This window comes from Gimesia chilikensis (genome assembly GCF_008329715.1).
GTDB lineage: Bacteria > Planctomycetota > Planctomycetia > Planctomycetales > Planctomycetaceae > Gimesia > Gimesia chilikensis.
In genome coordinates this window covers 392,352-405,790 of sequence record NZ_VTSR01000032.1, presented here as the reverse complement: position 1 = coordinate 405,790, position 13,439 = coordinate 392,352, and the positions used below count along the sequence as shown (strand labels likewise).

The window sequence follows — 13,439 nt, the reverse complement described above, 5'->3', positions numbered from 1 at the left end:
CCCTAGGATGAAACAATGATTCTTGCTTCTTTTCTGGATGCCATCACGGATCCTGCAACCCTCTTGATGACACTGCTGATGTTCTTCGGAGTCATGCTGATCATCATTATCCTGCTGCAGAAGGGTCGCGGCGGTGGACTGGCAGGAGCTTTCGGTGGCGCAGGCGGCCAGAGCGCCCTGGGTACCAAAGCCGGCGATGTCTTCACCAAAATCACCATTGTGATGGCAGTCATCTGGGTAATTCTTTCCGGTGTGTCAGGGATCGTCACCCGCGCCAGCTCCAACAGCAAATACAAAGGTGGCGCTGCTGTGACTCCGGAAGATCCGGAAATGGTCAATAACGACAAGACCGAAAAAGACGCAGAAGCCGCTACCGCTGAGGAAGATACCAAGTCGGAATTCAATACCAATATTCCGGAAGCACCCGCCAAACCTGAAGCGGAACCGAAGCCCGCTGCAGATAAAGCTGCCAAGCCCACAGAGGAAGCAACCAAGTCGGAACCCAAAACGGATTCAGCCAAGTCTGCTGAAACCAAACCGGCTCCCGAGAAGAAACCGGAAACACCTGCTGAAACAGGAAAGCCTGCCACAGAGCCTAAGTCGGAATAGTTCTTCAGAGATCTGAGACTGTTTCCTGTAACCTCATCGATTCCTGTATATCAGAAAAGAGTGTGTTGTGCTGCTGGGCATGACTGGTTTTGGAAGTTCGACCGCCGAAAATGACCGCCTGTCGGTCCAGGCTGAAATACGAACTGTCAATAACCGATACCTGAAAATTTCGACCCGCTACCCCGACTTCTATGCCAAGCTGGGCAGCCAGATCGAAAAACTGTTACGCAGTGCCATTACGCGAGGCACTGTGAATCTGACGCTGCGAATCGATCACCTGAACCGAAAAAGCGACTACCTGCTCGACGATCAGGTAGTCCAGCAGTACTGGGAGCAGCTCAAAAAGCTGACAGAGGAATGCCATCTTCCCCTGCCGGACAGTCTCGACAGACTGCTCACTCTGCCTGGCGCTGTGATCGATAATGATTCACGCACGCACACTCCCGAATCGGACTGGCCCCTGATCGAAGAGGCAATCAAGGGGGCTCTTGTCGAGCTGACCGAGTTTCGCCAGAAAGAAGGCGAATCTGCCCAGGCAGACCTGCAGTCCAGCAACAAGACGATCGGCGAACAACTGGAAACGGTCAAACAGAAAGCGCCTCAGGTCGTCACCAGCTATCGCGACCGCCTGTATCAGCGATTGACCGATTTACTCAAAGATCAGGAAGTCGAACTGGATCCGGACAGCCTGATCCGGGAAGTGAGCCTGTTTGCCGACCGCTGTGATATCAACGAAGAGATCAGCCGACTCACCTGCCACCTGGAGCAGTTTGACACCATTCTGAACAGTGAAACCTCACAGGGGAAAAAACTTGAGTTTCTGGTTCAGGAAATGTTTCGCGAAATCAATACGATCGGCTCTAAAGCCAATGATGTGGAAATTTCACACGCTGTGATCGAGATGAAACTGGCCGTTGAAAAAATCAGAGAAAACGTCCAGAACGTAGAATAAAACCGGTATACTATTCTTCAGACCTGAAACCTTCAGACCAATCTCCTGAATCCCGGAGCCAGCAGACGTGTCCGCATCCTCTGACAATCTTCATCCAGATACACCGATCGTGGTCCTTTCCGGCCCCACAGCCAGTGGAAAAACCACGATCGTGAACCGGTTGATGCAGGAGTCTCCGGTCAAACTGATCAAGGCGATCTCCGCCACCACCCGCCCCCGCCGCAAAGGGGAAGTGGACGGCGAAGACTACTATTTCCTGACTCAGGAAGAGTTCGAAGAACGTCAGAAAAATGACGAATTCCTCGAATGTGAGCAGGTACATGGGTTGGGATACTGGTACGGAACGTTAAAATCAGAGGTAGCTCGCGCCGAACAGGAAGGGGGCTGGCCTTTTCTGGAAATCGATGTTCAGGGCGCACTCAAACTAATTGAGCAATTCAATAATAGTAAGCGATTTGATCAAGCAATTACTATCTTCGTTCGGACCACCTCTGAAGAAGAATATGAGAAACGGCTTCGAACTAGAGGCACCGAGTCGGAAGATGTCATCCAAAAACGGCTGAATACCATTCGCTTGGAACTGGCACTAGCCGGACATTATAAGCATATTATTTACAATGACGACTTGGATCGAGCCGTTGCTGAAATCGGCACCATCCTGAAACAACGGGAGCAAGAACTTAATGCTGGAAGAATTTAAAGAAGAAGAAATCGTCAACAAAGTCGGCGGTCGTTTCAAACTGTCTTCATTGATTCAAAAACGGATTGTCGCCCTTAATCGGGGCGCACGTCCCTTGGTGGAAATGCAGACCAAGAACCACATGGAAATCGTGGTTAAGGAAATCATGGAAGACAAAATCTACCTCGACCAGTCAGGCGAAGTCGCTATCAACGATGATGGCAGCCCACTCGAAGAACTCGAGTACGACGACGCTGGCCCGACTCTCGAAGATCTGGTCTAATTCTTAGACCAGAACGATTCCTGACAGGATTCTAATCATGCAGGGGCGGGAAATTCTCATTGGTGTCTCGGGAGGGATCGCCGCTTATAAAACGGCCGATCTCACCAGTAAACTGGTCCAGAAAGGGGCCGCCGTCAGTGTTGTCATGACACAGGCGGCCCAGAAGTTTATCGGTCCCACCACGTTTGAAGCACTCACAGGACGCCCTGTTTACCAGGGCAGCTTCACGCCTCAGGAGCATTTCCAGGGCGAGCACATTGGTCTGGCCCGACGGGCCGAACTGTTCGTGATCGCCCCTGCGACTGCCAACGTAATCGCACAAATTGCGCATGGCTTCGCCGATGATCTGCTCTCCACCCTGACCCTCACCTGTACCGCCCCCATCCTGCTCGCCCCCGCGATGAATGCTGATATGTGGGCCAAGCCTTCCGTGCAACGGAATATAGCCCAGATTCAAGAAGATGGAATCCAGATTGTCGATCCGGGTGAAGGCTGGCTGAGTTGTGGTATCGTCGGCAAAGGACGCATGGCTGAGCCCGCGGATATCTTAAAACAGATTGAGGAATTACTCGGCTGAGTTTGACCAGCCAGGCACGGCTGCAGCTCCCTGAATGCGAACCATCTCCATGCGAATTCTCATCACAGCAGGTCCTACTCGCGAATATCTGGACGATGTCCGCTATCTTTCGAATGCCAGCAGCGGACAGATGGGATACGAACTCGCCCGGGCTGCCCTGGAGGCAGGTCATGAAGTCGCCCTGGTTTCAGGACCGGTCACCATCCCCGCACCCGAAGGCTGTGAGCTGTATCAGGTCGAGACAACCGACGAGATGTACTCCCAGTGCGAACAACTCTTCAAAGACTGTGATGGTGTGATCGGCACCGCAGCGGTCTGCGACTATCGCATCAAAACCCGCAAACCCGGAAAAATCGCCAAAACCGGAGAGGCGATCACGCTCGAACTGGTGGAAACCATCGACGTACTCGCTGAACTGGGGACTCAAAAAGGAGATCGCTGGGTAATGGGCTTTGCCCTGGAATCACAGGACGCCCGATTCAACGCAGTCCGTAAACTCTACAGTAAGAAATGTGACGCGATCGTCCTGAACCGTGTGAGCGCGATCGGCTCTGCTGACAACTTTGTGGAAGTCATCGATCAGAGCCAGGAGACCGTCGCCACCTATTCCGGCCCCAAAGCGAGCGTGGCTCGCGAACTCATTGCCTGGATCCAGGCACACATCGCCCGAGGCTGATGCTCGTCTCCCTCACCCCTTCTCAAACTCATAACCGGTAAAACTGTCACAACCGGTTCAGGGTGACTCCACCACTTCCGCTGACTGCACTAACCCGAACAGGCTGCAGTACGGATGATGAAAAGAATCGACTCTTTGTTGACTTTTTCCGACACGCCCCCGGTTCGTGTGCTAGGTTTGAGTAGTTAAGGAAATCAACTTATAGCAGAATCAAATATTTGTGTTTGGTACGTCTCAGTGATCCTCTCATTGAGACACTAGTCGTGAAAATGTTCCCGTCTGTTGATGTTCTTGGGTTTAATCGCAGACGGGAATCATTTTTTCTTCTCCTGAATTCTCCCCACTACAAAAAGAAACGACTGATAATTCTGGCGCTCACTTTGCGCGCCGTTGATTCCCTTTTGGAATACCCTACTGAAGTTTTCAACATAGAATTGCGGGTTGATCAGAATGATCGACGTTCAACGGTTCAAAACAGATCTGATAGCGCTGGGGTTACTGGCGGCAACAGTCTTTCTCGGACTGAGCCTGTTCAGTTACGATCCCGCTGATCCCCCTGCGCAACTGGTCTACCCAGTCCGTGAAGTTGCACAAAATCTATGTGGTGCCACGGGAGCACATATCGCCCATCTGCTCCGCTCTTGCTTCGGTCTCGGTGCCTGGGGAATCTTTCTGGCTCTGGTCGTCGTTGATATGCGAATGTTCTCCCGCCAGGAGACATCGGGAGTTATGGTCGAACTGTTCGGTCTGGCTCTGATTCTCGTTTCACTCTGTATTGGTAGCCAGATCCTGCTTGGAACAAATAACGCTACGCCTCTCATTGGCAGTGGTGGTTATATCGGCGCACTCGGCTATTCACTGCTGAATGCTAAATTCTCTCTCGCCGGTTCTCTAATTCTACTCGCATCCATGTGCGCTGCTGGTCTGTTACTGACTGCCGACACACTTCCCGTCCGTATCCTGTTTGCCTGCCTGGCATTCCCATTCAAAGCTTTCAGCCGCGAATCATCTGAAGTCGATGAAAACGCCGAAGCAGTTGAAGAAGAAGAGGAAGAATACGAAGAGGAAGAGGAAATCGTCGCAGAAGACGAAGAAGAGTATGAGGAAGAAGAGGAACCAGTACCAGCTCCTAAAGCTAAAAAACTGAAAAAGCGGAAGCCGATCAAAGTCAATCCGCCTGCCGGACTGCGACTGGCCCGTCAGACGCAACCGATCGAGCAAAAAAAAAACAGCTCGTATGAGCTGCCCGGGTTAGATCTGCTGGAAGAAGCAGAGAACTTTCCTTTCGAACTGCTGGCTAAAAAAGCAGAAGAAGCAGCCGAGATTCTGGAAAACACCTTCGCTGACTTCGGACTCGATATCCAGGTCTCCGAAATCGATACCGGACCGGTACTCACTTTGTTCGAACTGGATCTGAAACCTGGTTTGCGAGTTGCTAAAGTCACCGCACTGGCCAATGATCTGGCTGTCGCCCTGCGTGTACCTTCCGTGCGTGTTGTGCCTTCAATTCCCGGTAAAAACACCGTTGGTGTGGAAGTTCCGAATGACAAACAGGTCATGGTGCGTCTGCGTGAACTCATTGAATCCTGTGCGGATGATGCAGACAAAAACCGGATCCCGCTCTTCATGGGTAAAGATGTCAGCGGTCGTCCACTGACTGCGGACCTCGCCAAGTTACCTCACCTGCTGATTGCAGGACGAACCGGTACTGGAAAGAGTGTCTGTCTCAACACTTTGATTCTCTCACTTTTGATGACACGGACACCCAACGAAGTCAAAATGCTGATGATCGACCCCAAAATGGTGGAACTCAGCGGTTACAAACGGATTCCGCACCTGATGCATCCGGTCATCACCGATATGAAAAAAGCAGAAGCCGTTCTGGCCTGGGCCGTCGACAAAATGGAAGAGCGTTATGACCTGCTCGCCCGTTGCGGCTCCCGTAACATTGAAAGCTTCAACAAGCTCGGTAAGGCAAAAGTACTGGAACTGGCTGACATCGATCCCGATTCAGAAGAAGCCCAGCAGATGCCCGAAAAAATGCCGTCGATCGTGATTGTGGCCGATGAAATTGCCGACATGATGATGACCTCCGGTAAAGATGTGGAAGCACACATTATCCGCCTGGCTCAGAAATCGCGTGCGGTCGGAATTCACCTGGTTCTCGCCACACAGAAACCAACGGTTGACGTTATCACCGGTCTGATCAAATCCAACCTGCCTGCCCGCGTTTCATTCCAGGTAGCCAGCCGTGGTGACAGCCGCGTGGTTCTGGATGAAAACGGTGCCGATGCCCTGCTCGGAAACGGGGACATGCTCTATCTGGCTCCGGGAACCAGTAAACTGACCCGTGCTCAGGGAGCCTACGTCAGCGATGAAGAAATCGAACGCGTGATTGACTTCTTCAGCGATATGGAACCCGAATACAGCCCCGAGCTGGCTCAGATCACCTCTGCCAACTCCAAGAAGAACGGCGGCGGCGATTCGGACCGCAAGGAAGACAGCCTTTACAACGAAGCAGTCGAAGTCGTCATCCGCGAAGGTCGTGGTTCGGTTTCTCTCCTGCAGCGGGCTCTCGGAGTCGGCTATGGTCGGGGTGCCCGCCTGATCGATTACATGGCAGAAGACGGAATCGTGGGTGAGTACAATGGCTCCCAGGCACGTGAAGTCCTGTACACAATCGATGAGTGGGAAGCCATGAAATCCAGTGATTTCGACGATGGCTACGGCGAAGAAGAATACGAAGAAGAATTCGTCTAAGCCCTGCCCTCTCCTGCAGCCGATCTGAAAACAGGACCGAAACCAGGATTTCGTTTGACTCCTGCTCTCCTGCTGCTTATGATCTTCGCAGAGAAACTGTAAATTCAGAACTGTCTACCCAATTGGAAGGTCTTTTTGTCCATGTTGTCTGTCTCCAAAATTGTCTGCATCAGCAGCATTATTATTATTTGTGAGATTACAGACTCCCTATGACTTGAGGATCATTACCAATTTAACAGATTTTCATAACCTCAGGTCACAACCTGAGGTTTTTTTATTGGATTCACGAGGACGCATCAAGGACTGTCATACAATAGCCAGAAGAGAGTAACAGAACAGTAGTTCGAACTTTTTTCCGGTACGGTGACCGCTCCTCGCAACCAAGAGCCTCCCCGAGTGAGTCCAGCGACGTTATTTCATTTCAACAGAAAGAAAGCCCCTACGATGGCCCGAATTCAGATGTACGATACCACTTTGCGGGATGGCAGCCAGGGAGAAGGCGTGAACTTCTCATTGGAGGATAAGCTGCAGATTACCGCAAAGCTCGACGAAATGGGCTTCGACTACATCGAAGGTGGCTACCCCCTCTCCAACCCCAAGGATACCGAATATTTCCAGCGGGTTGCGGAAATGGACCTCAAGCACGCCAAAGTGACGGCGTTCGGCATGACCCGCCGCAAGGACATTGAAGCCAAAGACGATGTCGGCATGCAGGCCCTGCGCGACTCCCAGGCCCCCGTGGTAACCATCGTAGGCAAAACCTGGGACCTGCACGTTACCGAAGTGCTCCGAGTCTCTCTGGAAGAGAACCTGGCGATGATCTCCGACTCTGTGGGATTTATCAAATCCTGCGGACAAGAAGTCATGTATGATGCAGAGCATTTCTTCGATGGTTTTCGTGCCAATCCCGAATACGCCTTGAAAACGATCAAGGCTGCTGCAGATGCCGGCGCGGATGTGATCATCCCCTGTGACACCAATGGCGGAAGTCTGCCTGAAGTCATCACCAAATATGTCGACCTGGTCCGCTCAGAAATCGATGTGCCGCTGGGCATCCACTGTCATAACGACTGCGATCTGGCTGTTGCCAATTCACTGGCCGCTATCGAACACGGCGTTGTGCAGGTTCAGGGAACAATCAACGGCCTGGGCGAACGTTGTGGCAATGCGGATCTGATCAGCGTGATCGCCAACCTGGTAACCAAGAAAGAGGGTTACTCGGTTCTGCTGGATAATAACCTGCACAATCTGACCGAGCTGTCCCGCTATGTCTACGAGCTGGCCAACATGAACTTTCGCTCGAGCCAGCCTTTTGTCGGCAGCAGTGCTTTTGCCCACAAAGGGGGCATGCACGTACACGCCGTAAATCGGCTCGCCCGCAGCTATGAGCATATCGAGCCTGAGGTTGTCGGGAATGAGCGGAAGGTCCTCGTCAGTGAGCTTTCAGGGCGTTCGAACATCGTGGCCAAGACCACTAAGTTCCAACTCGACAACGATCCGGAACTGCTCACCCGGATCCTGGAAAAAGTCCAGGACCTCGAAAACGAAGGGTATCAGTTCGAAGCCGCGGAAGCCTCGTTTGACCTGCTGGTCAAGAAGGTCGCCGGTACTTTTAAACCACACTTTGAAAAGGTCCACTACCGCGTAAACGTCGAATCAGACAATTCCCACGAACCGCTGACCGAAGCGACCATCAAGTTGACTGTCAATGATCAGCAGGAGCATGTGGTCGGCGAAGGCGATGGTCCCGTGAACGCACTGGATACCGCCTTGCGAAAGGCCCTCTGCCCCTTCTACCCTGCCCTGGAAAAGATGCACCTGGTCGACTACAAGGTCCGCGTCATCAACTCTGCCGAAGGAACTGCCGCCAGTGTGCGTGTGGTCATCGAGAGTCGAGACGATCAGCATGTCTGGAGCAGTATCGGCGTCAGTGAGAATGTAATCGAGGCGAGCTGGCTGGCGCTGGCTGACAGTTTCGAATACAAGCTCTACAAAGACGAAGGAACTTTTTTGGATTAGAACGCGGAATCCTCGACCGTCACCAATGCCAGTCAAGCCGTTTTTTGCTATACCAGACGGTGGAAACTGGCTTGGTAGACGTTGTGATCTGCTGTCTTCCATGCCGTCCCTCTTTTTCGCATCTATCCTTAATAATAAGCCCAACCGGATCCCATGACCGAATCGCTTGAGAAACATTACAATCCCGAGAGTGCACAACAGAAATGGTACCCCTTCTGGGAGGAAAAAGGCTATTTCCATGCCGAGCCCAACCCGGAAAAAGAGCAGCATACCATTATGATTCCCCTGCCGAACGTGACCGGGGCGCTGCACATGGGACACGCGCTCAACGGTACGTTGCAGGACCTGATCACCCGCTGGCGGCGGATGCAGGGCTACGAGGCACTCTGGATGCCCGGAACCGACCACGCCGGTATCGCCACCCAGGCAGTGGTCGAACGCCGGATGAAGGAAGAGGAAAACCTGACCCGCCATGACATCGGCCGAGACGCTCTCATCGAACGAATCTGGAAATGGAAAGACCAGTACGAAAAACGGATCCTGAATCAGCTGCGCAAACTGGGCGCCAGCTGCGACTGGGAACGCACCCGCTTCACACTGGATGAAATGTGTTCCAAAGCTGTCAGACGCACATTTCTGAAGCTCTTTTCAGATGGGCTGATTTATCGCGGCAAGCGGCTTGTGAACTGGGACCCCTTCCTGCAGACCGCCGTCGCAGATGACGAAGTCTTTTCCGAAGACATCGACGGGAAATTCTGGACCTTTCAATACCCGGTGGTAGACAGCGACGAACGGATTTCGTTCTCCACGACACGTCCTGAAACCATGCTGGGTGACACGGCTGTCTGTGTACATCCATCCGATGAACGTTATACACATCTGGTTGGTAAGAAGGTCCGCATCCCGCTGAATGGTCGTGAAATCCCCATCATCGCGGATGCCCTCCTGGCAGATAAAGATCTGGGCACCGGTGCCGTAAAAGTCACACCGGCTCACGACCCGAACGACTATGCCTGTGGACTGCGTAACGATCTGGAACAGATCAACATCCTCAACCCTGACGGCACAATGAACGAAGCCGCCGGTGAATACGAGGGTCTGGATCGCTATGAGGTCCGTAAAAAAGTTGTTGAAGACATGGATCAGCAGGGTTTCTTCATCGAAGTTGAAGACCGCAAGATTCCCGTTAAGCATAGCGACCGTTCTAAGACTCCGATCGAACCGTACCTCTCCGATCAATGGTTTGTCAAAATGGATACGCTGGCCCAGTCTGCCATTGATGCTGTGGACGATGGTCGCGTTCGCTTCTTCCCCAGTCGCTATTCCAAAACGTATCTCGACTGGTTGAAGGAAAAGCGGGACTGGTGTATCAGCCGTCAGCTCTGGTGGGGACATCGCATCCCGATCTGGTACTGTGAAACCTGCACGGAAGAAGATCTGAACCAGGCTTTCGGTGACCGCTATGATGTGAGCTTCCGCCGGGATGACGAAGATACCTGCTGGCTGATCTGCTCTGAAACCGATCTGACTGGTGACGAACTGGGAGCTGCCCATCAGTTGGTCCAGGACGATGACGTTCTGGATACCTGGTTCAGCAGTGCCCTCTGGCCACATGCGACCCTGGGCTGGCCCGACAAAAATCCTGACCTCGATTACTTCTATCCAGGCAGCGTACTGGTTACCAGTCGCGATATCATCACGCTCTGGGTAGCACGCATGGTCCTCACCGGCCTGTATAACATGGGCGATATCCCATTCAAGCACGTCTGCATCCATCCAAAAATTCTCGATGGTTTCGGACAGACCATGTCCAAATCCAAAGGCAACGGCGTGGATCCGATGGATCTCATCGACAAATACGGCGTCGATGCGGTTCGGTTTACAATCTCCTCTTTCGCCGGGGAAACACAGGACGTTCGTCTGCCCGTCGGTTATGAGGATCCCGAGACCGGCGAAGTGGTACCGCAAACTCTGGAACACCAGACCGCCATCCCCGCCGGTGGCGAGAAGCCACGGATCAAATTTCCGAAGAGCGGCAAGTCGTATCAGTATACGAGCCCCTGGTTTGACCCCGATCCGGGCGAAAAAGTGGCGCGTATTGTCAGTGAACGCTTTGAATACGGCCGCAACTTCTGTAACAAGCTCTGGAATGCCTGCCGGTTCGCGATGCTGAACCTGGAAGGCTACACTCCCGGAGTGGTCGATGAAGACGACCTGACGATGGAAGATCGCTGGATCCTGAGCCGACTGTCGACCGTGGCTGAGGAAGTGACGACCGTTCTGGGACGCTACCAGTTCGATGTCGCGACGCGCGCCATTCGGGATTTCACCTGGAACGAATTCTGTGACTGGTACCTGGAAATGATCAAACCGCGACTGCGGGATGAAACTCTCAAACCGGTCGCACAACGCGTGCTGGTGGGTGTACTGGACAATCTGCTGCGACTGCTGCAGCCATTTGTGCCCTTCGTTACAGAAGAGCTCTGGCAGCGTCTGAATGAAATCGCTCCCGAGCGGGGACTGTTCACACCAGAACCGGCTGTCGAGAGCGTGATGGTCGCTGTCTGGCCCGAACCACCTCAGAGCTGGCAGGATTCTCAGCTGGAAAAACGGTTTGAGCGACTGCAGGAAATGATCGTTGCTGTCCGCAATATTCGGGCGGTTTACAAAATTTCCCCGGCGACCCCACTGAAACTTTTCCTGCGTTGTGAAGCCGGGATTGCGGATGACATGCAAAACGTGGCCAGTCAGTTCGACAACCTGGCAAAAACCCTGCTGGAATCCGCGGGAGCCGACGTGCAGCGACCGGGCGGTTCAGCGACATTCTCCCTCAATGAGGTGGATGGTTTCATTGCCTTGAAAGGCATTATCGATCTGGATGCGGAACTCGCCCGACTGCAGGCCGAAGCAGAAAAACTGCAAAAGCACATTGAAGGCAGTGAAAAGAAACTGGCCAACAAGAACTTTGTCGATCGCGCCCCTGCCGATGTTGTGGAAGGGGTTAAAGAAACGCTGGCCGGACTGCAGAAACAGTTACAGAGTGTCCAGGACTCCATTAATCAACTGAGCGAGCAGTAAGCCCGTATTTCAGGAACAGATACGGGGAGATTCTGTTTCTCCGTTCATTCCTGTTGTATAATGGACAAACTGAAAACAGGTATTCGGCTCCTTAATTTCATTCTTATTCTGGTTGCTGGTCCTCTCTGCTGACGCGGGGCTGACCTCAGGAGGTTCTCTTGCTAGTTGAAATGGAGTTATCTCGCATCATTATCAGCGAGATCGGTGACCAGCAGGTGATCTACCTGCGTGAAGTCGAGGGAGACCGGGTCTTTCCGATTCTGATCGGTATTTTTGAGGCGACGACTATCGAGCGTCGTGTCAATAATGAGTTCAAACCCCAGCGGCCTTTGACTCACGATCTGCTCAAGAACACCATCGAATCACTGGGCGGTACACTGAAAGACATCGTGATCACACACCTGGAAGATCATACCTACTATGCGGTACTTCGCGTCGAACAGGATGGTGAGTTGATTGAAATCGACAGTCGCCCCAGTGATGCGATCGCTTTGTCGATTCACTTCGAACCCCACTTGCCCATCTACGTTCACGAATCGGTGCTCGAACAGACCGCCAAATAACAGTCATCGGGGAATCATTAACGAAACAGGGGCCCCTCAGAAGTGATTCTGAGGGGCCCCTGCTCTATTCAGGTCTTGATAACGGGTCAACTTTGACCTTAGTTACATTCTGCTACCAGCGGGCCAGCCAGTTCATCCAGAATGATCAGACGACCGGGTTGAGTTGTCATGTAGGTCGATGGAATCCAACTGGTCGGTTCATGACGCAGAGTCATCCAGACGCTCATTCCCTGCCACTGCATTCCACGTGAGAAGATCCCGTCGCAACCGCCGATGATCTTGTCGGCGTTGAGGAAGCAACCTGGACCAATGGTATTGGCGTAAGCAGGAACCAGGGTCGTGCGGCTCTTGAAGCTGGTCACGGCATTCTGCTCAATGGTCAGCGGATGCAGCTTGGCACCAATCCGGTGCGTCTGTGCTTTCCATTCTTCCTCTGAATTAAACTCACCTGCAAAGTGAGGTTCCCAGAATGCAATGTGACAGACGCGACCAATTCCGAAAATCACACCCAGTTTTGCGCCGGCGGCTTTAAGCTCACCAATTTTTTCCGCATAGGTGGGCAGGACATCTGGCGTAGCGAAGTGACGCTGGTTTTCCGGAACAGTCAGTTCGCCTAAAGGACCGTAGAAGGCTTCTTTCATGGCATACTGGAATGCACCCGGATTATCTGGCGGAAGTGTATTTCCTTCGGCATCGCTCCATTCATCCATATTGAATCCGTAAACATGATCGCAGGAAACACCCCATTCTTTGAGGAAGTAAACAGCCCAGCGATACATGCCCATCGGTCCCACGGGCAGAATCAATGCCAGCTTCTCGCCTGCATCACGCGACTGTTTGATCGTCAGAGCAATCTCGTGCCCCATGATTGTATCGAAATCAGTAACACTGCCACACATGACGGGCTCAAACTTCTCGTGCCACCAGGGTTGACGATCTGTAATTGTGGTCGGATCGGCACTCATGCACTGATCAATTTTGGTCAGATCCCAGCCGGCTGGAAAATAGCCTTCCATCATCGAACCGGCAATCGTACTCATCAAATCCATAATATTCCCCTTCTCAAAGCATATTCACAGGTTTGTGAAACTGTTTAAATTGTCAAATATCGCTAATTTCTTACGATTGTTGCATAATTCGGCAGCTGGCGTGGATTCTAACACAGAAACACCGGGAAAACAGGAACCAACGGTCCCTGATTTCATAAACAGAAGAATAATTAAACAAGGGACTTCTGTTCGAC

The 13,439-nt window shown here is 52.4% G+C and carries 11 protein-coding genes; 10 read left to right on the top strand and 1 reads right to left on the bottom strand.

Translation table 11 applies throughout. The features are described from left to right. Positions 1-15: 15 nt before the first annotated feature. The 10 genes from secG to FYZ48_RS26290 all read left to right on the top strand — a co-directional run bounded on the left by secG (position 16) and on the right by FYZ48_RS26290 (position 12,196). A complete protein-coding gene (secG, locus tag FYZ48_RS26335; protein WP_149345497.1) occupies positions 16-609 on the top strand; it encodes a preprotein translocase subunit SecG in 594 nt (197 codons plus the stop codon). 67 nt (positions 610-676) lie between these two features. After that, positions 677-1,561: a YicC/YloC family endoribonuclease gene (locus FYZ48_RS26330; RefSeq protein ID WP_149345496.1), complete on the top strand. Its 885-nt coding sequence runs from the start codon at positions 677-679 to the stop codon at positions 1,559-1,561. 67 nt (positions 1,562-1,628) lie between these two features. Further along, positions 1,629-2,261: a guanylate kinase gene (gmk, locus tag FYZ48_RS26325; RefSeq protein WP_149345495.1), complete on the top strand. Its 633-nt coding sequence runs from the start codon at positions 1,629-1,631 to the stop codon at positions 2,259-2,261. Continuing rightward, positions 2,245-2,523, top strand: a complete 279-nt coding sequence (locus tag FYZ48_RS26320; RefSeq protein WP_145039302.1) for a DNA-directed RNA polymerase subunit omega — start codon at positions 2,245-2,247, stop codon at positions 2,521-2,523. Before gmk ends, FYZ48_RS26320 begins: the two co-directional genes overlap by 17 nt. A gap of 37 nt (positions 2,524-2,560) precedes the next feature. Then, positions 2,561-3,100 carry a bifunctional phosphopantothenoylcysteine decarboxylase/phosphopantothenate--cysteine ligase CoaBC gene (gene coaBC / locus FYZ48_RS26315; RefSeq protein ID WP_149345494.1) on the top strand — a complete coding sequence of 180 codons (540 nt, stop codon included), beginning with the start codon at positions 2,561-2,563 and terminating at the stop codon, positions 3,098-3,100. A 34-nt stretch (positions 3,101-3,134) separates the two neighbouring features. Further along, the gene (locus FYZ48_RS26310; RefSeq protein ID WP_242022777.1) at positions 3,135-3,776 is read left to right on the top strand and encodes a phosphopantothenoylcysteine decarboxylase domain-containing protein; all 642 of its coding nucleotides are present in this window, start codon (positions 3,135-3,137) and stop codon (positions 3,774-3,776) included. Positions 3,777-4,226: 450 nt separating this feature from the next. Continuing rightward, positions 4,227-6,536, top strand: coding sequence for a DNA translocase FtsK (locus tag FYZ48_RS26305; protein ID WP_149345493.1), 2,310 nt, complete (start codon positions 4,227-4,229; stop codon positions 6,534-6,536). A 444-nt stretch (positions 6,537-6,980) separates the two neighbouring features. Continuing rightward, on the top strand, positions 6,981-8,555 hold the full coding sequence (cimA, locus tag FYZ48_RS26300) for a citramalate synthase (RefSeq protein ID WP_149345492.1): 1,575 nt from the start codon (positions 6,981-6,983) through the stop codon (positions 8,553-8,555). 153 nt (positions 8,556-8,708) lie between these two features. Continuing rightward, a complete protein-coding gene (locus tag FYZ48_RS26295) occupies positions 8,709-11,633 on the top strand; it encodes a valine--tRNA ligase (RefSeq protein ID WP_149345491.1) in 2,925 nt (974 codons plus the stop codon). A 158-nt stretch (positions 11,634-11,791) separates the two neighbouring features. Continuing rightward, the gene (locus FYZ48_RS26290) at positions 11,792-12,196 is read left to right on the top strand and encodes a bifunctional nuclease family protein (RefSeq protein ID WP_145039289.1); all 405 of its coding nucleotides are present in this window, start codon (positions 11,792-11,794) and stop codon (positions 12,194-12,196) included. Positions 12,197-12,294: 98 nt separating this feature from the next. Here the strand turns inward: FYZ48_RS26290 and FYZ48_RS26285 are convergent, their stop codons facing one another. Further along, on the bottom strand, positions 12,295-13,245 hold the full coding sequence (locus FYZ48_RS26285) for a glucosamine-6-phosphate isomerase (RefSeq protein ID WP_145039287.1): 951 nt from the start codon (positions 13,243-13,245) through the stop codon (positions 12,295-12,297). Between the last annotated feature and the right edge of the window lie 194 nt (positions 13,246-13,439).